General features: G+C 71.6%; 21 protein-coding genes. 9 read left to right on the top strand and 12 right to left on the bottom strand.

Annotation, left to right across the window (positions count from 1 at the left end; translation table 11 throughout):
- The first annotated feature begins 1 nt into the window (after position 1).
- Positions 2 to 2,272, top strand: coding sequence for a heavy metal translocating P-type ATPase (locus tag EKH77_RS16930; protein ID WP_126915200.1), 2,271 nt, complete (start codon positions 2 to 4; stop codon positions 2,270 to 2,272).
- Positions 2,273 to 2,438: 166 nt separating this feature from the next.
- Here EKH77_RS16930 and EKH77_RS16925 read toward each other — a convergent pair whose 3' ends face one another.
- The 11 genes from EKH77_RS16925 to EKH77_RS16875 form a co-directional block, all read right to left on the bottom strand.
- The gene (locus EKH77_RS16925; RefSeq protein ID WP_126915199.1) at positions 2,439 to 2,900 is read right to left on the bottom strand and encodes a hypothetical protein; all 462 of its coding nucleotides are present in this window, start codon (positions 2,898 to 2,900) and stop codon (positions 2,439 to 2,441) included.
- Positions 2,897 to 4,384: a hypothetical protein gene (locus tag EKH77_RS16920; protein WP_126915198.1), complete on the bottom strand. Its 1,488-nt coding sequence runs from the start codon at positions 4,382 to 4,384 to the stop codon at positions 2,897 to 2,899. Before EKH77_RS16920 ends, EKH77_RS16925 begins: the two co-directional genes overlap by 4 nt.
- Positions 4,381 to 5,145: an ABC transporter ATP-binding protein gene (locus EKH77_RS16915; protein WP_206279862.1), complete on the bottom strand. Its 765-nt coding sequence runs from the start codon at positions 5,143 to 5,145 to the stop codon at positions 4,381 to 4,383. The genes EKH77_RS16920 and EKH77_RS16915 overlap by 4 nt, the downstream gene beginning before the upstream one ends.
- Before the next feature lie 99 nt (positions 5,146 to 5,244).
- Positions 5,245 to 6,201: a hypothetical protein gene (locus EKH77_RS16910; RefSeq protein ID WP_126915197.1), complete on the bottom strand. Its 957-nt coding sequence runs from the start codon at positions 6,199 to 6,201 to the stop codon at positions 5,245 to 5,247.
- Positions 6,198 to 6,656: a BlaI/MecI/CopY family transcriptional regulator gene (locus tag EKH77_RS16905; protein ID WP_126915196.1), complete on the bottom strand. Its 459-nt coding sequence runs from the start codon at positions 6,654 to 6,656 to the stop codon at positions 6,198 to 6,200. Before EKH77_RS16905 ends, EKH77_RS16910 begins: the two co-directional genes overlap by 4 nt.
- 37 nt (positions 6,657 to 6,693) lie before the next feature.
- Positions 6,694 to 7,524: an ABC transporter permease gene (locus EKH77_RS16900; RefSeq protein ID WP_126915195.1), complete on the bottom strand. Its 831-nt coding sequence runs from the start codon at positions 7,522 to 7,524 to the stop codon at positions 6,694 to 6,696.
- The gene (gene ccmA, locus EKH77_RS16895; protein ID WP_126915194.1) at positions 7,521 to 8,240 is read right to left on the bottom strand and encodes a heme ABC exporter ATP-binding protein CcmA; all 720 of its coding nucleotides are present in this window, start codon (positions 8,238 to 8,240) and stop codon (positions 7,521 to 7,523) included. The genes EKH77_RS16900 and ccmA overlap by 4 nt, the downstream gene beginning before the upstream one ends.
- The gene (locus EKH77_RS16890; protein ID WP_126915193.1) at positions 8,237 to 9,619 is read right to left on the bottom strand and encodes a lanthionine synthetase C family protein; all 1,383 of its coding nucleotides are present in this window, start codon (positions 9,617 to 9,619) and stop codon (positions 8,237 to 8,239) included. The genes ccmA and EKH77_RS16890 overlap by 4 nt, the downstream gene beginning before the upstream one ends.
- Positions 9,616 to 12,762: a lantibiotic dehydratase gene (locus tag EKH77_RS16885; protein WP_164737806.1), complete on the bottom strand. Its 3,147-nt coding sequence runs from the start codon at positions 12,760 to 12,762 to the stop codon at positions 9,616 to 9,618. The genes EKH77_RS16890 and EKH77_RS16885 overlap by 4 nt, the downstream gene beginning before the upstream one ends.
- A gap of 13 nt (positions 12,763 to 12,775) precedes the next feature.
- On the bottom strand, positions 12,776 to 13,771 hold the full coding sequence (locus tag EKH77_RS16880) for an LLM class flavin-dependent oxidoreductase (RefSeq protein WP_206279861.1): 996 nt from the start codon (positions 13,769 to 13,771) through the stop codon (positions 12,776 to 12,778).
- Positions 13,771 to 14,346: a hypothetical protein gene (locus EKH77_RS16875; RefSeq protein WP_126915191.1), complete on the bottom strand. Its 576-nt coding sequence runs from the start codon at positions 14,344 to 14,346 to the stop codon at positions 13,771 to 13,773. The genes EKH77_RS16880 and EKH77_RS16875 overlap by 1 nt, the downstream gene beginning before the upstream one ends.
- Before the next feature lie 474 nt (positions 14,347 to 14,820).
- Between EKH77_RS16875 and EKH77_RS16870 the strand changes: the two genes are divergently transcribed.
- From EKH77_RS16870 to EKH77_RS16845, 6 genes are all read left to right on the top strand, one after another.
- A complete protein-coding gene (locus EKH77_RS16870) occupies positions 14,821 to 14,976 on the top strand; it encodes a gallidermin/nisin family lantibiotic (protein WP_126915190.1) in 156 nt (51 codons plus the stop codon).
- A 216-nt stretch (positions 14,977 to 15,192) separates the two neighbouring features.
- Positions 15,193 to 16,281: a PP2C family protein-serine/threonine phosphatase gene (locus EKH77_RS16865; RefSeq protein ID WP_126915189.1), complete on the top strand. Its 1,089-nt coding sequence runs from the start codon at positions 15,193 to 15,195 to the stop codon at positions 16,279 to 16,281.
- A 119-nt stretch (positions 16,282 to 16,400) separates the two neighbouring features.
- Positions 16,401 to 17,021 (top strand): HhH-GPD-type base excision DNA repair protein, encoded by a 621-nt coding sequence (locus EKH77_RS16860; protein WP_126915188.1) that lies wholly within the window; start codon positions 16,401 to 16,403, stop codon positions 17,019 to 17,021.
- 68 nt (positions 17,022 to 17,089) lie between these two features.
- The gene (locus EKH77_RS16855; protein WP_126915187.1) at positions 17,090 to 17,293 is read left to right on the top strand and encodes a DUF5988 family protein; all 204 of its coding nucleotides are present in this window, start codon (positions 17,090 to 17,092) and stop codon (positions 17,291 to 17,293) included.
- Positions 17,294 to 17,505: 212 nt separating this feature from the next.
- Positions 17,506 to 17,802: a type II toxin-antitoxin system VapB family antitoxin gene (locus EKH77_RS16850; RefSeq protein WP_004929488.1), complete on the top strand. Its 297-nt coding sequence runs from the start codon at positions 17,506 to 17,508 to the stop codon at positions 17,800 to 17,802.
- A gap of 143 nt (positions 17,803 to 17,945) precedes the next feature.
- Positions 17,946 to 18,668: a LytR C-terminal domain-containing protein gene (locus EKH77_RS16845; protein ID WP_126915186.1), complete on the top strand. Its 723-nt coding sequence runs from the start codon at positions 17,946 to 17,948 to the stop codon at positions 18,666 to 18,668.
- A 104-nt stretch (positions 18,669 to 18,772) separates the two neighbouring features.
- On the opposite strand, the gene upp is transcribed toward EKH77_RS16845, so the two are convergent.
- Positions 18,773 to 19,408: a uracil phosphoribosyltransferase gene (upp, locus tag EKH77_RS16840; protein ID WP_126915185.1), complete on the bottom strand. Its 636-nt coding sequence runs from the start codon at positions 19,406 to 19,408 to the stop codon at positions 18,773 to 18,775.
- A 179-nt stretch (positions 19,409 to 19,587) separates the two neighbouring features.
- Here upp and EKH77_RS16835 point away from each other — a divergent pair, with 179 nt between their 5' ends.
- Complete coding sequence (locus tag EKH77_RS16835; RefSeq protein ID WP_126915184.1) at positions 19,588 to 19,854, top strand: hypothetical protein; 267 nt, start codon at positions 19,588 to 19,590, stop codon at positions 19,852 to 19,854.
- Positions 19,855 to 20,078: 224 nt separating this feature from the next.
- A complete protein-coding gene (locus tag EKH77_RS16830; RefSeq protein WP_126915183.1) occupies positions 20,079 to 20,609 on the top strand; it encodes a hypothetical protein in 531 nt (176 codons plus the stop codon).
- The last annotated feature ends 24 nt before the right edge of the window (positions 20,610 to 20,633 follow it).

The following is a 20,633-nucleotide window of genomic DNA, read 5'->3' as shown; positions in this document are numbered from 1 at the left end:
AATGACCAGCATCGCTCCCGAGCAGACAGCGGCCGTGCCGGCCGCCGACGTCGAACTGTCCATCGGCGGGATGACCTGCGCCTCGTGTGCCGCGCGCATCGAGAAGAAGCTCAACCGGATGGACGGCGTCACGGCGACGGTCAACTTCGCCACGGAGAAGGCCAAGGTCTCCTACGGCCCGGGCGTCGAGGTCGCCGACCTGATCGCGACGGTGGAGAAGACCGGCTACACCGCCCAGGAGCCCCCGAAACCGGCGGCCCGCGCGGAGGCGGCTCCGGCCGAGGCCCAGGAGGACGCGAACGGCGGCGACGTGGGCGCGCTGCGTCAGCGGCTGCTGGTGTCGCTGGTCCTGTCGGTGCCGGTGGTGCTGATGGCGATGGTGCCGACGCTGCAGTTCGACAACTGGCAGTGGCTCTCGCTCACCCTGGCCGCCCCCGTCGTCGTGTGGGGCGCGCTGCCCTTCCACAAGGCAGCGTGGACCAACGCCCGGCACGGCGCCGCGACGATGGACACGCTGGTGTCGATCGGCACCCTCGCCGCGCTCGGCTGGTCGCTGTGGGCGCTGTTCTTCGGCCACGCGGGGATGCCGGGCATGCGGCACGGTTTCGACTTCTCGGTCTCGCGGGCCGACGGCTCCTCCTCCATCTATCTGGAGGCCGCCGCCGGAGTGACCGCCTTCATCCTCGCCGGCCGCTATCTGGAGGCGAAGTCCAAGCGCAAGGCCGGTGCCGCCCTGCGGGCGCTGCTGGAGCTGGGCGCCAAGGACGTGACCGTCCTGCGCGACGGGCGCGAAGTCCGCGTACCGACCGCGGAACTGGCCGTCGGCGACCGCTTCGTCGTACGGCCCGGCGAGAAGATCGCCACCGACGGCACCGTCGTCGAGGGCGGCTCCGCCGTCGACGCCTCCATGCTCACCGGTGAGTCCGTGCCCGTCGACGTGACCGCCGGCGACACCGTCACCGGCGCGACCGTCAACGTCTCCGGCCGGCTCGTCGTCGAGGCCACCCGCGTCGGCGCCGACACCCAGCTCTCCCGCATGGCCAGGCTGGTCGAGGACGCGCAGAACGGCAAGGCCGCCGTCCAGCGCCTGGCCGACCGCATCTCCGGCGTCTTCGTCCCCGTCGTCCTGCTGATCGCCCTCGGCACGCTGCTGACGTGGCTGTTCGTGACCGGCGACGCCACCGCCGCGTTCACCGCCGCCGTCGCCGTCCTCATCATCGCCTGCCCCTGCGCCCTGGGCCTGGCCACGCCCACCGCCCTGATGGTCGGCACCGGCCGCGGCGCCCAGCTCGGCATCCTCATCAAGGGCCCCGAGGTCCTGGAGTCGACCCGCCGCGTCGACACCGTCGTCCTGGACAAGACCGGCACCGTCACCACCGGCCGCATGACCCTCCAGGACGTCGTCACTGCCCCCGGCGTCACCGAGCACGACCTGCTGCGACTGGCCGGCGCGCTGGAGCACGCCTCCGAGCACCCCATAGCCCGCGCCATCGCCGACGGCGCCGCCGCCCGCACCGGCACGCTGCCCGTCCCCGAGAGCTTCGAGAACGTCGCCGGGCTGGGCGTGCAGGGCGTCGTGGAGGGCCACGCCGTCCTCGTGGGGCGCGAGACGCTCCTCGCCGAGTGGGTGATCGAGCTGCCCGCCGAGCTCGCCGCCGCCAAGGCGTCCGCCGAGGCGGAGGGCCGCACCGCCGTGGCCGTCGCCTGGGACGGCGAGGCGCGAGGCGTCCTCACCGTCGCCGACGCCGTCAAGGACACCAGCGCCCAGGCGATCGCCGAACTGCGCCGGCTCGGCCTCACCCCCGTCCTGCTGACCGGTGACAACAAGGCCGTCGCCGAGGCCGTGGCCCGCGAGGTGGGCATCGACGAGGTCATCGCCGAGGTCCTCCCGCAGGACAAGGTCGACGTCGTCAAGCGGCTGCAGGGCGAGGGCCGTTCCGTCGCCATGGTCGGCGACGGCGTCAACGACGCCGCCGCCCTGGCCACCGCCGACCTGGGCCTGGCCATGGGCACCGGCACCGACGCCGCCATCGAGGCCGGCGACCTCACCCTCGTCCGGGGCGACCTCCTCGTGGCCGCCGACGCCATCCGCCTCTCCCGCCGCACCCTCGGCACCATCAAGGGCAACCTCTTCTGGGCCTTCGGCTACAACATCGCCGCACTCCCCCTCGCGGCGGCCGGCATGCTCAACCCGATGATCGCGGGCGCGGCGATGGCCTTCTCCTCCGTCTTCGTCGTCACCAACAGCCTCCGCCTCCGCCGCTTCCGCTGAGGCCGAACGAGACGGTCGCCTGATCCGCCGAACTGCCGGCCATCGAGCCGGAAAGCCCCCTCCCCGCGGTGACGCGGGTGAGGGGGCTTTCGGGGCGGCGGGCGGAGAGACGGGGGTGCCCTGTCATCGGTGGGCTCTCTCCGGGGGTGCCGCCTGGGGTGGTGGCTCAGGGGGTCGTCGTGGGGGGCGGGGTCGGGGTCCGCGGCGGGGTCGCCGGTGGGGTCGAGCGCATGTTGCGGGCGTGTTCCAGGGAACAGATCTGCATGCCGAAGGAACGGAGCCGCCACATCTTTCCCGACGTGCCCTTGATCTCGTCGACGCTCGGGTAGCCCTTCTCGTCGTGGGCGACGTTGTTCAGGGCGTAGACCTTGCCGTCGGGCGCCTGGAAGGTGATGGCGAAGCCGCTGTACGGCGTCGTGTTGCAGGCCACCTTGCCCTTGTCGGGCTTGAGCGGCCACGCGGCGCCGAACTGGTCGGCCGTGACCGCCTGGGGGTTGCTCTCGGCGCCCGGCCACTTCAGGACGGCGTCGCGCTCCTCGGAGCAGCCCGTGACGAGGACGGCGCCGGCCAGCACCCCGGCCGCCAGGGCCAGCGCGCGGGCCCTCGTCCCGCGAGTACGAGTGGTCATGAGTTTCCCGCCGCCTTTCGTGCCGCGTGAGTGATGCCGAAGGTGAGGAGGGCGATGGCCGCGACGCTGACGGGGACGGTGACCGACATGCGGTGCAGGTCCAGGTAGTTCGCCCACGAGTAGGGGATCACCGGCCACAGCGTCTGCTGCATGGTGGTGCCGCCGACCAGCACGCCGATGAGGATCCCGATGATCCCGACCACCACCGCCACCGCCTGCGACGTACGAATGGCCAGCCACAGGCTGAACGCGGTGAGCATGCCGCCGACCGCCGCCCCGGTGACCGCGAGGGGCCAGGCGTGGCCGGCCGGGATGCCCGCCACCAGATAGACGAGGGCGATGGCCAGGGACATCGCGACCGCGATGCCGACCGTGACGCCCGCGAGCGCCAGGGCCGGCCTGGCCGCGCCCGTGGAGCGGGCGGCGACCGCCCGCCAGCCCTGGCCCACGGCGCTCCACGCCACCAGGCCCAGCACCAGCGTCCCTATGGGCAGGACCAGCAGCGTGAACAGCTGGATGCTCACGTTCGCGTCGTGCCAGGACAGCCACAGGGCGATCAGGCCCACCGTCGCCGGGCACAGCCACGTCAGCGACGTGCCGCGCAGCATGCCCATGACGGCCGGTACCACTCTGGGGGTGCCGGGGCGTGCCGCCTCGGTCAGTGTCGCCGCCGCGTTCGGAGTCGTCGTCCGCGCCTGTGCCGTGCGGTGCTTCGCGGTGCTCCGCGTCCCCCGCAGGTGCAGTCGCGGCAGCAGCAGGAACGGCACCGCCAGCAGCGCGCCCATGACCGTGGGCGGCCACGGGGAGGCCTCGGCGAGCGCCGAATGGGCCTCCAGCGCCACGCCGTTGGCGTGGGTGCCGATCAGCGGCAGCGCGCCGCGGTCCAGCCAGGTGAACGGCAGGGCCACCCACGACGCCGACTCGGCGTTCACCACGGCCAGCATCGTCCAGGCGAATCCCACGCCGAGGACGACCGACCACGGCGTCTGCCGGGCCACCCACAGGAGCAGCGCCAGCATGCCGAGCTGCGAGAGCCAGGGCACCACGACGGCCTCGACCGCGCGGTCCAGGGGGACGCGCTGCGCGGAGTTCGTCAGCCCGACGATCAGCAGCGGCGTGACGCCGCCCAGCACGTTGAGCATGAGCGACCGGAGGGCCAGGACACCGAACCGGCTGACGTGCCGGTAGAGCGGGTTCACGGGCCGGTACCAGGTGGAGCCGCCCCGGGAGACGTCGTCGACGCGGGTGGCGGTGGCCACCAGCAGCGCGGTGAGCATAGGGCCGACGAACATCGCCCACAGGTTCTGGTAGCCCAGGAGGTCGTGCCAGGTCTTTCCGGAGCCGGCCTGGGCGGACCCCGTGGAGACGTACAGGGCCGTGTTCACCAGGCCGAACGCCAGGCCGCCCAGGGGCAGGTACGTCACCGAGCTGCGCCGCCAGATGGCGAACTCCGCGCGCAGTGTGGGTGCCAGGGCGATCGTCATGACGTCATCGCTCCAGCCCCGTGCCCGGCGCCGGTCAGGGTGAAGTAGGCGCGCTCCAGGTCGCCGTCGGGCGCGAGGTCGGCGAGCGGGCCCTGGTAGCGGAGGCGGCCCTGGGCGATCAGCCCGATGTCGTCGGCCACGGAGGCGACTTCGCCCAGCAGATGGCTGGAGAGGACGATGGTGCGGCCGGTGTCGGTGAAGCGGCGCAGCGTGGTGCGCAGCGCGGCGATGCCTTCCGGGTCGAGGCCGTTCTGGGGTTCGTCCAGGATGAGGACGTCCGGGTTGCCCAGCATGGCGATGGCCAGGGCGAGGCGGCCCTTCATGCCGGTGGAGAAGCTCTTGGCCTTCTTCCGGTCCGAGGCGTTCAGCTCGACCGAGGCCAGCACCCTGTCGACCTCGGCCTCCGGGACGCCGAGGAGGTGTCCGTGGACCATGAGGTTCTGCCGGGCGGACAAGTGGCCGTAGAAGCTGGGGCCGTTGATGCTCGCGCCGACGCGGGAGAGCGCCGGCCGGTTCCACGGCTGACCGAACAGCCGCACTTCCCCGGCGCTGGGGGGTAACAGGCCGAGGACCATCTTCAAGGTGGTGGACTTGCCCGCGCCGTTGGGGCCGAGCAGGCCGTAGATGCGGCCCGGCCGCACGGTGAGGTCGACGGAGTCGACCGCTGTCGAGCGCCGGAATGCCTTCGACAGGCCCCGGGTCTCGATCACCGGGGTGGCCCCGCCCCCGGTGGGCATCTCCGGATTCGCCGCCGAGTACATGATCTCTCCCTTCTGCTACATCGCGTAGCACTTGTGGGTGTGGGGATGCCCCGCCACACACGCGGTTTCTTTACTTCACAGGGTCACGGCTTCACGGCGTCACAGCAGAATGCTCACGGCGCTCACCAGCGCACCCGTCGCGATCCGCACCGTCCACGCCTGCCACGACGGCATCACCCGGGGCGGCGCCGCCAGCGCCCGCGCACGGTGGGCCAGTTCTATGCCGGGGTCGAGGAATCCGGCGCTGACGGTGCCGACGCCGCCGGCGGCACCCGCCGCCGAGAGGCCCGAACGGGCCGACTGGGCCTTGGCGTCTATCTGCGCGCACAGCGCCTTCGCCACCGCCGCCGCGCCATCGGCCTCACGGGCGTTCTGGTCGGCCCACAGCTCGGCGGTGAGCCGCACTTCGGCGAGGACCGCCTTCCGGCCGGGAATCCACCACCACGACCGCAACGCGCAGGTGGCCAGGAAGATCCACAGGGGGTGGTGCGCCCGCGCGTGGGCGCGCTCGTGCTCGATGATCGCGGAGGCGTCCGAGGACTCCGCCACCGCCGAGCCGAGGATGATGCGGGGCCGTACCAGGCCGACCGTGCTCGCCAGGCTCTGCTCCGCCTGCCCCTCGCCCTCCACGATCCACACGTCGCCGCACTGGCGCGGCGCGAGCAGCGCGACCGTACGCCCCGTGCGCGCCACCTGGATCGCCCCGGCGACGAACGACACGGCGATCGAGGCCAGCGGCACGACCGACGCCGCGAGCATCAGCTGCGCCCCCAGGGCCTGCAGCACATGCTGTCCATCGATGTCCGTGACGCCGTTGCTGATGCCCCAGGCCATCGGCGCCCGCCACGGCAGCGCGTCGCGCAGCGGGCTGTGCGGCATATAGGGAACGGCCGTCGCCAGCAGGGGCGTCACCGCGAGGCCCACCGCGAGGACGAACCGTTCCCGGGCCGGTAACCGCACCGACAGCCGGCGCAGCGCGTGCCACAGGCCGACGGCGACCAGGGGGCACCACCAGGCGAGCAGCACCTGTGGATAGCCCAGCCAGCTCATGCTCACGCGGATACCCCCGCAGCGCCGTCGGATTCATCCTTACCGGCCATACCGGCCTCGCCCGACGGATCGGCGATGCCGGCCAGCAGCGCGCGTACCTGCGCGAGCTGATCGGCATCGCCGCTCACCGTCCGGACGAAGTTCGCCACGGCGAGGTCACCGAAGCCGTCGACCACTTGGCGCACCTGCTCGGCCGCCACGCGCTGCTCGACCTCGCGCCGGGAGGAGCGCGCCCAGTACACGTACTGGCGCCCCTCCTTGCGGCGGGCCAGCAGCTCCTTGATCACCAGGCGCTCCATCACCGTCTTGACGGTGGTGTACGCCTGGCCGCCGTCGAGGCGCCGGGCACAGGTGCTCACGTCCAGCTCGGCCGACGACCACATGACATCCAGGATCGCCAGCTCAAGCGGCCCGAAGTGCCCTGCCAGGCCCTGGCCCCGACTACCTCTCCACGACGACATGCTACGCACCATAGCAGTTCATGGCACGCGTAGGCGATCAGTATTCGCCGATCGAACCCGCCTTTCTGGCGCGGGACATGCCCGTCGAGAACGTGATCAGCCCGACGGGCAGCATCACCGCCGACCAGATCGCCATGTGCAGCAACGACGGCGCCACCTGCGCCAGATCCGCGTCCACCAGCAGCGACTTGCGGATCCCGTCCAGCGCCTGCGTCGTGGGCAGCGCCCACGCCACGGACTGCAGCCACCCGGGCAGGATCGAGATCGGGTACATGACGCCCGACAGCAGCGTCGTCAGCGTGGTGATGCCCCAGCGCACCGGATCGCCGCGCTTGGTGATGAGCAGGACCCCGCAACCGGCCAGCCCGAAACTCCCCAACGTGACCACCAGCAGCGCGAGAACGGCGATCGTGGCGAGCAGGTTCACCGAGATCGGGATGTCGAAGATCGCGCCGAACACACCGAACATGACCACGGACCCGAGCGAGGTGCCCAGCAGCCCCACGACACCGGAGTAGAGCATCACCCTCGGCAGCGGCACCGGCATCATCACCACCGATTCCAGCGTGCCCGTCCGCTGCTCCATCTGGAGATGGTTGCTGAACGCGCCGAGGCTGACGGCGACGAAGCCGGTGAACACCGACCCGGACATCAGAAAACTGATGATGTTCCCGCCGTATCCCTGAATTCCCGCGAACGTGTTGCCGTCCTGCAGGAACTTTCCCATGAGAAGGAACTGCACGAACGAGATCAGGGACGTGACCGTGCCCAGGGCGATGGCGGTCCGGTAGGAGCGGCGCTCCCAATAGATCTGCAGTACGTGAACGCCGAACTGCCGCACGGTGTTCACTGCGCGCGCCGTACTCACTGCGCCTCCTGAAGGGTCATCGGCTCAGCCGTGGACTCGGACGCGGCCGTGGGCTCCGGCTCCGGTTTCGGCAGGGACAGAACGCGGCTCTCCGCGATCCGCAGGAACCGGTCGGTGGTCTTTTCCAGATCGCCCTCCGTATGCGTGGAGAACAGCACCGAACCACCGCCGTCGGCGTGTTCGGCGATGATCTCGTGGAACCGGGCGACGTTCTCCGTGTCGAGATTCGCCGTCGGCTCGTCGAGCAGCAGCAGCGACGGGCTCCCCAGCAACGCCCGCGCCAGGCCGAGGCGTTTGCGCTGCCCCAGCGACAGCCGCATGAACTGCGTGTCGGCGAACTCCTCGAGCCCCACCCGGTCCAGCAGGCCGGCGATCTCCCGCTTGGCGCGCGCCCCGTAGAGGTCGCGCAGCGAGGCGTAGTACCGCAGGTTCTGCGTACAGGTCAGCCGGAAGTAGAAGCTGCGCTCCGGGTAGAGGGAGACGCCCAGATGCGCCCGCGCGGCCACCGGCCGGCGTACGACGTCCTCGCCCTGGACGGTCACCGAGCCCGCGCTGGGCGTGATCAGCCCGCACAGGATCTTCAGGAGCGTGGTCTTGCCCGCCCCGTTCGACCCGAGCACGGGGACGAGCCGCCCGGCGGGAACGGTGAAGTCCACCTCGCTGAACACCGGAGTGGTGGTTTTGCGGTAGGACATCGACATACTGGTGACGGTCAACACGGGACACCTCCGCACAGCATGTACTCCGCGCCGGTGATCCGCTCGGCGCCCAGGGACACCAGGGCCACCGCCGTACCGCCGGAACCGGTCAGGAAGCCGGGCGAGTCCGTCTGCGCGCCCGGAACGTTGTCGTTCCGCATCCCGAAGGCGGCGGTCGGGTCGGCCATGGCCAGCAGCCGCTCCAGCGTCTCCTCGCCCGGGCCCGCCCACTGCCGGCCGTGCTTGGCGGCCACCGCGGCGATGTAGCGCTGGACCGTGAGCTGCCCGGCGATGCCGTGGCACAGGGAGGGGTTGTCGATGTGCCGCAGCTCCACCGGCCGCCGCTCGACGGACTCGAGCAGCCGGATCGCGGTGTCGACGAAACGCGGGTCCACGCTCGCGCAGTTGGCCAGCGCGACCGCCCCGCCGAGGTTCCCGTAGCACCACGCCGCCCGCGCCAGCCCGCGCTGTTCGCCCTGCTGCCGCTCCGGCGGCAGCTTGAAGTAGGGCAGGTCGGGACCGTAGTCGGTCTCCACCAGACAGTCCGTGATCAGCCCGGCCAGGGCACTCACCGCCTCGGGCAGCCCGGGTACGGCCGAGCCGCGCGCCGCCGCCACACCCAGGACGGAGGCGACGCCCGGGACACCGTGGGCGAACCCCAGGTTGAGGTAGCCGTCGTGCAGGTGCGGGGACCGGTCGCGCTCGATCTCCGTGATCCTGGCCGGGGGCGTCCACAGCCCCAGCGGCGGGGGCACGACGACGAGACGGCAGAACTGCTCCACGATGCGGTCGGCCGCGTCCCGGCGCCGCTCGTCGGCGTCCCCGGCGGCCAGCAGGTACATCGCGGCCCCGGCCAGCCCCGAGATCACGTCGTAGGCACTGCTGGCCAGCCCACCGGAGGGCGGCAGCGCGGCCAGCTGCTCGTCGACGCGGGTGATCAGCGTGGCCTCCACGTCGTGGAGGGCGCGCCGGTAGCGCTCACCGCCGCGCGAGAGGGCGCGCAGCGCGTACGCCACGCCCGCCGTGCCGTTGAACAGCCCCACTCCGAGGTCCACCGCGTGGGTGTACGCCTCGATCAGGCGCTTGGCGTGGTCGAAGGCCAGCCTGTCCCAGCCGTCGTCCGGGCGCAGCTCGTCGGCGGCCGAGTACGCCAGGGCCATGCCGAGGTCGCCGGGGTCCGTGCCGAGCGGGTGCCACGCCTTGAGGGGCTCCGCCGTGAACGGGTCGGGGACGGTCACCTCGGCCCAGTCGCCGGTGTGGTCGCGCATCCGGTGGAGGATCTCCCAGCCGGTGTCCGCCGCGGCGTCCTTGAGTGCCTGCGACGGGGGCTGCGGGGTGAGCGGTGAGGGGGGCGGTGCGAGGGGCGGTGAGAGGGTCACCGTTGCTTGGTCGTTCACGGCCGGGCTCCTTCCCTGTGGGCCTGGGATCGTCGGATGGCGCCGGTCAGGAACAGCGCCTGGTATTCGCGGTTCCGGGGCAGGCCCATCCGGTTGGCGAACATGTGCAGAAGGCTCTGCAGGGTCATCGCCCGCAGCCGCCACGGCCTGTCGTCCTTGGCGAGCAGCCGGTTCAGGGCCCGTATGTCGGGCGCGAGCGCGTCGCGCAGCAGCGGGCCCGCCTCGAGCGCCGCGTCGGACGGCCGCTGTCGTACCAGGGGTCGTACCGCCTTGCGGAGTCCCGGGTCGGCCGACGCGAACTCGGACCGGTAGCCGGTGGCGACGATGTCCAGCAGGTCGGTGGTCTCCTCGTCGGTGAGCTCCAGGGCCGCGAGGTAGTGGTCCATCAGGTGGGCCGCGTCCCGCACGATCCGGCCGAGCGTGCCGTCGAGCTTCTCGTCCTCCTCCAGCCGGTACGCCGCCGGCATCGCCTCCGGCGCCATGCACAGCCCCGGACGGGCGGCGAGGAAACGGGACTCGGCACAGAAGATCCGCTCGGCGACCGGCATCGCGTCGACGCCGCCGTACCGCTCCAGCTCCCGGACGTAGGTGTCGACGGAGAAGCGGTGCGCCAGGCCGTCGCGGACACAGGCGCCGATCACCTCGCGCACCCGGTCGAGCGACACCGTCGCGGAGCGCACCCGGATCCGCAGATGGTCGTCCGGATCGGCGTAGCGGATGTGGAACCACTGGTCCGGGACGTCCGCGAGGGCCGCCGCCAGCCGGGTGAGGATCTCCTGTTGCTTCTCGCGGTCCCCGTAAACCCGCAGATACCACCACTCGGTCCCCGGCGGCAGCGTGCGCACGGCGTCGGCGGTGACGTCGAAGCGCGGGGCGGGCGGGGGCGGCGGTACGGGCACGGGGCGCCGCGCGACGGCCGAGAAGACGCCTTCGCTGGCGTACCGGTGGCCGTCGCGGTCGCGGACGATGCCCATCCGGCCGGGGGCGGGCGCCTGCGTGACGCTCTCGTGCCCGTCGGCGACCTCCCGCCGCAGCAGGTCGCGGTGGATCCGGTCGGAGAGGTTCAGCAGGAGGCGGTTGTCCAGCATGCCGATGTACACGTACGGCGGCAGCTTCGCCTCCGCGGCCCAGCGCCGCAGCCGCTCGTCCTGCTCGTCGGGCGTCCCGGACAGCGGCGGGACGCGCCACGTCGGCAGCGACAGGGTCACCCCGCCGAACTCCACCCCGGGCAGGAAGTCCACCAGGGGTTCCATCTCGCCCCAGGTCCAGGCCGGCCGGACGGAACCGTCGAGGGCGAGCTCCTGGAGGAACCGGACGACCCCGGTGGCGATCTCCGGGTTGACGAGGTTGGCCGTGCGGACGGCCACCGGCTTCCCGGTGGGTGCGTGGACCAGATGGAACCGGCCCCCGTCGGCCCCGACCAGCAGATCGGAGAAAGCGATCGAACAAGGATCCGCTGTGTCCTCGTCGAACGCGCCCGTCGTGACCTTGAGCCGGTAGTCGTACACGCTGGGCGCGACGACCACGTTGTTCACCCGCGAGCGGTTGCTGACGTAGTCCAGCTCGCAAAGGATCACATCGGGATGGGCCGCCTTCTCGGCGGCGGTCAGGTCGCGGACGTGCGCGCCGACGGCGGGGTCGCCGTACGCGAACCTGCCGCTCGCCTTGCCCGCCGGAATCGCCACGCCGATCGGGGAAAGGGTGATGTGGACGTCGTTCTCGTCGCCCTCCGCGTTCTCCCCGCCCTCGTCGAGCTGGAAGAACACGTCGTACGTCGTCGGCGGCGTCCCCGGAGCGGGCGGGAACGCGGCGAGGTCGTCCTCGGTGATCCGTACCGTGGTCTCCCCCGTGCGGCGGGCCCGGTCGATCAGCTCGGCCCGCAGCCGGCGGCCGAAGAGGAACACCTCGTCCTCCCCGTACGAGCTCTCGCTCACCCGGTGCGGCGAGCCCGGGTACCCGGCCGGGGCGCCGATGCCCCGCACGGGGTCGAACACGCGGTGCAGCGGGACGAGGGACTGGCCGAACGCCTCGGCGAACCGTTCGGTGTGGCGCTGGAGCTCCGGGAAGCGCGCCGACAGGAGCGACATGCGGATCATCGCGCCCACGGCGGCCTCCACCTTGGGCGCCACCCCGGCGGGTACCTGTCCGGACAGCGCGAGGGTCAGATCGACCTGGAGCTGCTCCTGCGTGGCGTTGGCGTCGGTGCGTAACGCCGCGTACACGGCGTTCAGTTCGTCGATTCCCTCGCCGACGCGGGTGGCCCGGTAGCGCGCGATGGCCTCCCGCGCGGCGCGCAGCCGCCCGCCCACCTCGCCGTCGGGGTCCAGGCCCGCGCGGGCCCAGCGGGCCGCCGGGTCGGTGTCGAACGCCGAGGGGGTCAACTCGCGGATGAGGATGCCGCGTTCGACGAGTTCGTCGACGAAGCGGACCAGGACCTCGCCGGGCGCGTCCGGGAACGCCTCGCCGAGGCTCTCCCGGATCTCCGTCAGCGTGACGGGCCGGCCGGCCAGCGCCATGACGTGCCGCACCGGGGGCGTGTAGCGGACGTTGGACGTCTCGTGGACCTTCCCGTCCGCCGCCTGAGGGTTCACCATGACCGCGATCCGGTCCCCGGCCAGGTACACCGTCGGGTTGGCCACCACCCGTATGCGGCCGCCGAGTTCGGCGACGGCGCGGTCGGTGAGCTGCTTGAGCCAGGGGAACCCGACGCGCGCGTGCTTGCGGTGCTCGCCGGGCCGGCCCAGGACCAGCGGCTCGTCCCCGAACCCGGCGAGCGCGCTGCCGCCGAAGACGCCGAACGGCGTGGTGCGCGTGGCGATGCGGATCGCGTACTTCAGCAGGGCCCGGTGGATCGACCGGACTTTTTTGTCAGCCTCTTTCCGGCCTTTTCCGTCGCGGGCGGGCGCCGCCTCTTTCCGGCCGTGATCCACGGAATGACCGGCGTCGGAAAGCAGTGCGTCCACCTGATCGGCCAGCACCGAACTGGCCACCCGGACGGATTCCCGGAACACATCGTCGGCCCAGAGCGCGCGAATTCCCGTCAGCGGGCTTTCGTCGGCGGGCCGGTCCGGATAGAAAGCGGTGGAATGAATGGGAGTGCGGATCAGCACACGATCCGTCACCCGGTATGCGGAACTTGCCATGATGAGTACCCCGTCACCCATGTGCAGAGACCGTCGCGGCCAGAATGTCGTTGAGGTCCAGCAGTGTTTCGTCCGTGCCGTACCAGGAATGCACGCCGGTCAGGTTGATGATCACTTCGTCCACCCCGGCCGCCGCATAGCCGGCCAGCCCGGCGGCGATGGCGGACGGGCTTCCGTAGAGGAATCCGCCACCGGAGATCAGGGCCCGCGCGGCGGCGGCCGGATCGTTCGCCGGCACGTCCACCCCGGCCCGCGCCAGCATGTCGGCGTAGTGCGGCAGGACCAGATGCCCGCCCGCGGACAGATGGGCCAGCTCGACCGGGTTGCGTCCGGGCCGCGATACGGCCACCGGTACGGCCGCGATGACGGAGGGGCGGGGCCGGCCCGCGGCTTCCGCTCCCCTGGCCACCTCCGGCAGGACGGTGTCGCGGATGTAGCCGGCCGGCGCCAGCCAGGTGATCGCGGCGTCGGCGACCTCGCCCGCCGCCCGGGCCATCGCGGGCCGCAGCACGCCCAGCCCCAGCCGCACCCGTGGATGGGCCACCGGCGGCAGCGCCCCGCCCGGGTGGAAGTACCCCGGCCCACCGCTCCCTCCGCTCCCGGAATCCGGAGGGTCCCAGCGCTGCGCGAGGCAGCTCCGGGTGGCGCGGATGAACTCGGCGGCCGCGTCGACGGGCCGGTCGTAGGCGGCGCCGAGCCGCGCCGTCTGCGCCGCGCGGCTGCCCGGCCCGTATCCCATGACGGCCGGCTGCCCGGTGACCGCCGCCACGGTCCGCGCCTCCAGCGCGGCCTGGGCCGGATGGCGCAGCGGGGTGACCAGGACGCACGTCCCGGCCGGGACCGGGTAACCGGCGCCGGCCAGGTAGGCGAAGGTCGCGGCGGGCTCCAGCCCGTAGCTCTGACCCTGCCAGAGGCGGGAGAGCTGCGAGTCGTGGGCCACGTAGCGGGCGAACGGCACCGCCTGTTCGACGGTGGCGGGCACGGTGGGGATCAGCAGTGACAGTTTCATCACTGGTTCACCGAGGCCAGGCCGATGCTGCGGAGGTAGGAGCCGGACAGCACGGCGGAGAACGGGTCGTCGCCGGCGGCGGTCGGCTCCGCCAGCTCCCACCGGTCGATCAGCCGGCTCGCGGCCTTGATCAACTCCTGGTCGCCGGAGTCGAGGACACACCGGACCAGCCGGTCCTCCAGCGTCTGCCGCAACGAGACCGCGAACGGACTGTCGCACTCCGGCAGACACGGGCCGTGATAGAGCGTCAGCGCGCCGCGCACCCGGCCCGCCTTGAGCAGGCCGAGCACCAGCAGCGCGTCGACGACGACGGGCCCGGCCAGGACGTACCGGCGCACCGGCGCCTCGTAGCGCACGTCGACCCCGAGCTTCCGGGCGCGGTACGCCAGGGTGGGCAGCGTCGAGGCGGAGACGTCGCGTTCGTAGATGCGGTGATGCAGTCCGTCGCGGCTCATCGAGCCGCCGGCCACGGCCAGCGCCGTGATGAATTCCATCGTCTTGCCACTGGTGACCGGCCGGCCGTCCACTTCGTAGCGGCCCAGGACGCTGACCCGCAGCCGGGCCGGAATGTCCACCGTTAATTGCGCATCCAGATCGAAATGCGGCAATGCCGCGGATGCGGAGTTCTCAGATTCTCTCCATGGCGCTTTGCAATCGGATGCCAAATTTGGCACTCGTCCCCCAAACCCCGTTTATGTTGCGACAGAACACCCCGAAGAGCGGCCGGTGCACCAAAATCGACCAGACCTGATCAAATGGGGCGGTCACATTCACGTTACACGCTATTCACATGGCGCTTCTTGGGTCAACGGGGTATCGCCCACGTCACACCGAGACATGAGCCCTCAACCGTGTGTAGCCAGCATCTTTATCGCGAACCGGACGCCTGCACCCCATTTGCGGTGCATTAAGGGTCTGTTTTCGGCCAACCGGACCCCCGTGAAAGCCGTGTGATCGAGGCGTGAATTCCCCCTGGCAGGTTGTGTCCCGGTGAACGGACCGGCCGTTCCCGCCGACCCGGCACGGGTACCTCACGGAAGGACGAAACCATGTCTGACTTCGACCTCGACGCCAAGGTTCTGAACGACGAGCAGGCCGCCAACAGCCCGATGATCACCAGCATCTCGCTGTGCACCCCCGGCTGCCCCTCGGCCGCCGGCTGCACCACGAGCGTCTGCACCCAGGGCTGCCACATCAGCAAGTAAGTGCGCATGCGCGGGTGTTCGACTGCGCGTCAGCGCAGGCGCGGTTGAACACCGGCGCGCCCGCGAGTCCGCTTCAGGCGAGACCAGTCCGGGCGCTCCCCCTCACACGGGAGCGCCCGGCTCTTGCGTGGCCGTCGCCCGACTGGCGGAGGGCCGAACGGGCGAGCCCGGCCTCACCCAGCCCTATGTCCGTATTATGCGGATATTCTATGGACTATGACCCAGCCAGGTCGGCCGCTGTTCCGTCGTTCCCCTCACGGCGGATGGTCCCCTGTCCAGCTCTCCCCGGTGATCCTCACCGTGGTCATCGCCGCCCTGGCGTACAACACCCCCAGGCGCATGGCGTTCAGCCGTCTCCTGCCCGCCGCGCCCGCGCTCGCCGCCGCCATGTGGCCCGTACTCCCCACCGTCCTGCTGGGCACGGTCTGCCTGTTCCTCATGATCGGCCTCAGCATCGTGTTCCCCGGGCTGGGGACGTGGTGGACGGCGGGCGGAATCGTCGCGGTCACCGTGGCGGCCGCGTACGGCAGCCACGTCCGGCTCCAACGGGAACGGACCCTTTTCCAAGTGCGGCTCGTCGCCGACGCGGCGCAGACGGTGGTCCTGGGGGCCATGCCGCGCCGCTTCGGGGGCATCGAGATCGACTCGCTGTACGTCGCGGCCGCGGCGGAGGCCCGCATCGGCGGCGACTTCTACGAGGCGGCCGATACTCCGTACGGGGTCCGGCTGCTCATCGGCGACGTACGGGGCAAGGGCCTGCCGGCGGTGGGGGCGGCCGCGGCGGTGGTCAACTCCTTCCGGGAGGCCGCCCACGACGAGCCGGACCTGGGCGGCGTCGCCCGCCGTCTGGAGGCCAGCAGCAACCGCTACAGCGCCGCGTTTCCCCCCGAGGACCTGGTGGAACGGTTCACCACCGCCCTGCTCGTCGAGATCCCACGCGAGAGGGACAGCGTCAGGGTCCTCAATTGCGGCCATCCCCCGCCGCTCCTCCTCAGCCGCGGGAACCTTCGCACCCTCCACCCGAGCGCCCCCTCACCGCTGCTCAACCTCGCGGAACTCATCGGCGACCAGTACACCGTCGACGCCTTCGCCCTCACCCCCGGCGACCAACTGCTCCTCTACACCGACGGCGTCACCGAGGCCCGCGACCTCGACGGCGCCTTCTTCCCGCTGGAGGACTGGATGCGGCGGCAGAACACCGCCCACCCCCGCGAGCTCCTCGACAGCCTCCACCACGACCTCCTCGGCTACAGCGACGGAGGGCTCAACGACGACATCGCCGCCCTCGCGGTACGAGTCGGCTGACGCGCCCGCCCCGCCCCGCCCCGTCCTTGCGGCGTGCGCACCCCTTTACGGCGTGCCTTTACGGCGTGCGCACCCCTTTACAGCGTGCGCGTCGCGCCGGACGGAGGGACCATCGCCCCATGGACCGTCGCTCCACGGACCGCAACCCCGGCCGGCCCCTGCGGCTCGCGCAGCAGGAGGACGCCGACGCGCTGCTCTCGCGCAGCCCGCTCGCCGCCCTCGTCGGGATGCTGCTGGACCAGCAGATCCCCATGGAGTGGGCCTTCGCCGGCCCGTACACCATCGCCCGGCGGCTCGGGCACGACGATCTGGACGCGCGCGAGATCGCGGCGTACGACCCCGAGGCGTTCGCGGCATTGTGCGCCGAGAAACCGGCCGTCCACCGGTACCCGGGGTCGATGGCGGGACGGGTGCAGCAGCTGTGCCGGTATCTGGTCGAGCACTACGACGGGGACGCGAGCGCCGTGTGGTCCGGGGCGGGGTCGGGGCGGGAGCTGCTGGAGCGGCTGCAGGAGCTGCCGGGGTTCGGGAAGCAGAAGGCACAGATCTTCCTGGCGCTGCTGGGCAAGCGGCTGGGGGTGACGCCGGAGGGCTGGCGGGAGGCGGCCGGGAGCTACGGGGAGGCGGGCTCGTACCGCTCGGTGGCCGACATCACCGGGCCGGAGACCCTGGAGAAGGTCCGGGCCTACAAGCAGGAAATGAAACGAGCCGCCAAGAAGGCAGCGGTCAAGAAGGCGTGAGGCCGCCCCCTCGGGCCTGCGGCGCGTCGCGCCGCGCGCCGGGCGGGGACGCCGGAAGACTGTCCCCCATGAGCAGCGCCAAAGCATTCCTCGAAGGCGGCCCGGCCGATCTGCCGGAGCGGGTCGTCCCGATCACCCCTCCCGGGGTCGAGCTGAAGGTCCAGTTCAAGGGCGGTTACGAGCACTTCAAGGCCACCCCGCGACACCAGGACACCGCCGAGGGACGGCTGCGCGTCTTCGAGTGGTGGGAGCGGACCGAGATCGCCGAGTGAGCCGGTGATCTCCCGGTGACCTCCGGTGATTCCGGTGGCCCGGAACGGGCGGGCGAGCGGACTCCGGGGCCCGGTGTCCGGAATGCGGACCCCCGGCGAAAGAATTCTCGCTCAGGAGTTCCATGCATCACTCCCGGTATGCGGCTGATTGTCGCCATCGCACTGCCGCGCCATGGCTGCGCCGGGAGCCGCTCGCCCGGTAGGCTTTCCGTGTGATCTTCAAGCGCATCGGCAACGGGCGGCCGTACCCCGACCACGGCCGGGAAAGCACCCGCCAGTGGGCGGATGTCGCCCCTCGCCCGGTACGCCTGGACCAGTTGGTGACCACCAAGCAGCAGCTCGACCTCGAGACGCTGCTCGCGGAGGACTCGACGTTCTACGGCGACCTCTTCGCGCACGTCGTGAAGTGGCGTGGCGACCTCTACCTGGAGGACGGGCTGCACCGGGCCGTACGGGCCGCGCTGCAGCAGCGCCAGGTGCTGCACGCACGCGTGCTCGAGCTCGACTGACCCGCCACCGGCCCGGAGCGTCACCCTGGCGCACCATCCCGGAAACGGTCACATGGCCGGTTATTGACCCTTTTGGGTAGGGGTCCGCGCAACCCATTGATCATCTAGTAGGCAGCGGCTCCGCCCGGCACTACGCTGCGCTCATGAGCATGCTCACCCCTCCTGGCATGGGTGGTAAGTACCGCATCACGGGCCATCGTTTCCCGCATATGCGCCGCGCCCGCAACCGCCGCAGGATCGTGCTCGTCGGCGCTGCCACGGCCGTCGTGCTGGGGCTGGCCGGGTGGGGAACGGTCCAGCTCGTCGACGTCTTCTCGGGCACGCCCGCCACCGCGCGGGCGGCGGCCCCGGCCGCGAAGCGCAACGGCGACTGCAAGAGCGGCTCCGAAGCGGCCGGCGCGCCCGGACGTGGGCTGCCCCGGGACCTGCCCCGGCCCGGCGACATCACCGTCAACGTCTACAACGCCACGCCGCGCGGCGGGCTCGCCAAGATCACGGCGGACGAGCTGGAACGGCGCGGCTTCAGGATCGGCAAGGTGGGCAACGCCCAGGCCGACTACGACAAAAAGGTGAACGGCACCGGAGTGCTGATCGGCTCCCAGGAATCCATGGAGGCCGCGCTGCGGGTACTGGGCACCCAGCTCGCCGGGGCGGAGGCCCGGAGCGATCAGCGCGAGGGGCAGGACGTCGACCTCGTGCTGGGCGCGGCCTATCAGGGGCTGACGCCGCAGGAGGAGTCCGAGAAGGCGCTCGGGGCGCTGGAGCGGGGTGAGGTGCCGCCTTCGCCCTCTCAGGCGCCGTCTCCGGCGCCTTCCCAGGCGCCGTCCTCGGCGGCGCCCAAGGGGAGCCCGCCCGGCAAGTGCTGACGCACGTCGCGCCGCGCGGGCCCCGGTTCACCGGCCCGTGCGGGCCCGTGGTCGGTTTGTGCCCACCCGTTCCGCCCTGCGGAACGACTGCCCACAAACCGCGTTTAGCCTGCCGTGCCGTACATGCGGTCGCCCGCGTCGCCGAGGCCCGGGACGATGTAGCCGTTCTCGTTGAGGCGCTCGTCCACGGAGGCGGTGACGACCGTCACCGGGGCGCCCTCGAGCTCGCGCTCCATGACCTCGACGCCCTCCGGCGCGGCCAGCAGGCAGATCGCGGTGACGTCGTCCGCGCCACGGGCGATCAGCTCGTTGATCGCGGCGACGAGGGTGCCGCCGGTGGCCAGCATCGGGTCCAGGACGTAGACCTGGCGGCCGGAGAGGTCCTCCGGCATGCGCGTCGCGTACGTCTCCGCCTTGAGGGTCTCCTCATTGCGGATCATGCCGAGGAAGCCGACCTCGGCCGTCGGCAGCAGCCGGACCATGCCGTCGAGCATGCCCAGGCCGGCCCGGAGGATCGGCACCACCAGCGGGCGCGGGTGGGAGAGCCGGACGCCGGTGGTGGCCGTCACGGGGGACTCGATGCTGACCTGCTCGGTGCGCACGTCGCGCGTGGCCTCGTACGCGAGCAGGGTGACCAGCTCGTCGCAGAGGCGCCGGAAGGTGGGGGAATCGGTGCGCTTGTCGCGCAGGGTGGTGAGCTTGTGAGCCACCAGGGGGTGGTCGACGACGTGGATCCGCATGACATCGACATTAACCGAGCTTTAACGCCCCAGCTCCCGCCCGGGCGCCACGGCGGGGCCCCGAGGACGCTTCGACGGTCTGTCGCAGCCCTGGCATCAAACCACCACTTAGGGGGAAAGTGGGCACGTACGCCCGGTCTGTCGCCGGGCGAGGACCTCGGCACGAGGTGGTGCTGCCCATGGCTGGCCGTGACAGGCGGGGATCCGGGTCGGCTGCCCGGACGCCCCGGGAGACGACGGAAGCGGACCCCCGGAAACCGGGCTCCTCCATAGATCCGGCGGGCCCCGACGACGGGCCGGAGAGCGCCGACGACCGCAGACGACGCCGGGCCCAGTTCCTCCGTGAGCTGAACGAGGCCAAGGAGCTGCGCGACCGCGTCCAGCCGCGCCGGGCCCGGGCGGCCCGGATGCGCCAGCAGATGCGCATGCGCACCTTCCGCTGGTGACGCCGATGACGCCGGCGACTCCGGTGCCGCCGGTGACCGGCGGACCCGCCCCCGTCACGTCCGTACGGCGCCCTCACGGGCCCCACGTGAGCGACATCTCTCGGACTGCTGCACGACGCAGCGCGGAAGACCTCTCGCAACGCCCAGGTTTCTGCCACGATTCCGAGTGGGCGGGGTGGTCCCCGTCCGACCCGGCACCGCCTATGACCAGTGGGAGAGTCACGGTGTACTTCGCCGCAATGCTCGCGCGCACCGAAGACGGGTGGGTAGCGAGCGACACAGAACTCGACAACGTGGAGACCCTGTCCGACATCGCCGACCTCGCACGGGAGAACGCGGTCGACGACGACACGGTCCTGGTGCTCATCGAGCAGGAGGACGCCTGGTTCGGCGTCGTCCGGGTGGACGGCGAGGACGACCCCCGGGTCTACCTCTCGAACGCCGCGGTCGCCAACCGCAGCTCGTACGGGGCGATGCTCGTCGACGAGCTCGTCGGCCGTGAGGACGACGAGGACGTCGAGCTGGACACCCTCGACCTCGACGGCACCGAGGACGGCGAACCCGAGACCGAGGAGGACGACGAGAGCGACGACGGGGCGGCCGCCTCCGTCGCGCCCAGCGGCCCGCTGGGCGACGGCAGGCTGCTGGAGGACCTCGGGGTGAGCGAGAAGGAGCTCCTGGCCCTGGACGGGGACGCCCTCGGCACGATCGCCGAGGCCCTCGGCTGCACCGACATCCTGGAGGCCGTCCGCTGACGTCCGCCCGGACGGGTGCGCTCA

Origin of the sequence: Streptomyces luteoverticillatus (assembly GCF_003970715.1) — a bacterium.
Lineage (GTDB): Bacteria > Actinomycetota > Actinomycetes > Streptomycetales > Streptomycetaceae > Streptomyces > Streptomyces abikoensis.
Note: the sequence above shows the minus strand (reverse complement) of the source record. Positions and strands in the feature narration are given on the sequence as shown.

Excerpts from the sequence above, each read along its gene's own strand:
- EKH77_RS16915 (WP_206279862.1), bottom strand. The coding sequence starts at position 5,145 with ATGTACTCGGCGGCGAATCCGGAGATGCCCACCGGGGGCGGGGCCACC.
- EKH77_RS16870 (WP_126915190.1), top strand. The coding sequence starts at position 14,821 with ATGTCTGACTTCGACCTCGACGCCAAGGTTCTGAACGACGAGCAGGCC.
- EKH77_RS16860 (WP_126915188.1), top strand. The coding sequence starts at position 16,401 with ATGGACCGTCGCTCCACGGACCGCAACCCCGGCCGGCCCCTGCGGCTC.
- EKH77_RS16925 (WP_126915199.1), bottom strand. The coding sequence starts at position 2,900 with ATGACCACTCGTACTCGCGGGACGAGGGCCCGCGCGCTGGCCCTGGCG.
- EKH77_RS16905 (WP_126915196.1), bottom strand. The coding sequence starts at position 6,656 with ATGTCGTCGTGGAGAGGTAGTCGGGGCCAGGGCCTGGCAGGGCACTTC.
- EKH77_RS16865 (WP_126915189.1), top strand. The coding sequence starts at position 15,193 with ATGACCCAGCCAGGTCGGCCGCTGTTCCGTCGTTCCCCTCACGGCGGA.
- upp (WP_126915185.1), bottom strand. The coding sequence starts at position 19,408 with ATGCGGATCCACGTCGTCGACCACCCCCTGGTGGCTCACAAGCTCACC.
- EKH77_RS16885 (WP_164737806.1), bottom strand. The coding sequence starts at position 12,762 with ATGGCAAGTTCCGCATACCGGGTGACGGATCGTGTGCTGATCCGCACT.
- EKH77_RS16835 (WP_126915184.1), top strand. The coding sequence starts at position 19,588 with ATGGCTGGCCGTGACAGGCGGGGATCCGGGTCGGCTGCCCGGACGCCC.
- EKH77_RS16845 (WP_126915186.1), top strand. The coding sequence starts at position 17,946 with ATGAGCATGCTCACCCCTCCTGGCATGGGTGGTAAGTACCGCATCACG.
- EKH77_RS16930 (WP_126915200.1), top strand. The coding sequence starts at position 2 with ATGACCAGCATCGCTCCCGAGCAGACAGCGGCCGTGCCGGCCGCCGAC.
- EKH77_RS16880 (WP_206279861.1), bottom strand. The coding sequence starts at position 13,771 with ATGAAACTGTCACTGCTGATCCCCACCGTGCCCGCCACCGTCGAACAG.
- EKH77_RS16920 (WP_126915198.1), bottom strand. The coding sequence starts at position 4,384 with ATGACGATCGCCCTGGCACCCACACTGCGCGCGGAGTTCGCCATCTGG.
- EKH77_RS16855 (WP_126915187.1), top strand. The coding sequence starts at position 17,090 with ATGAGCAGCGCCAAAGCATTCCTCGAAGGCGGCCCGGCCGATCTGCCG.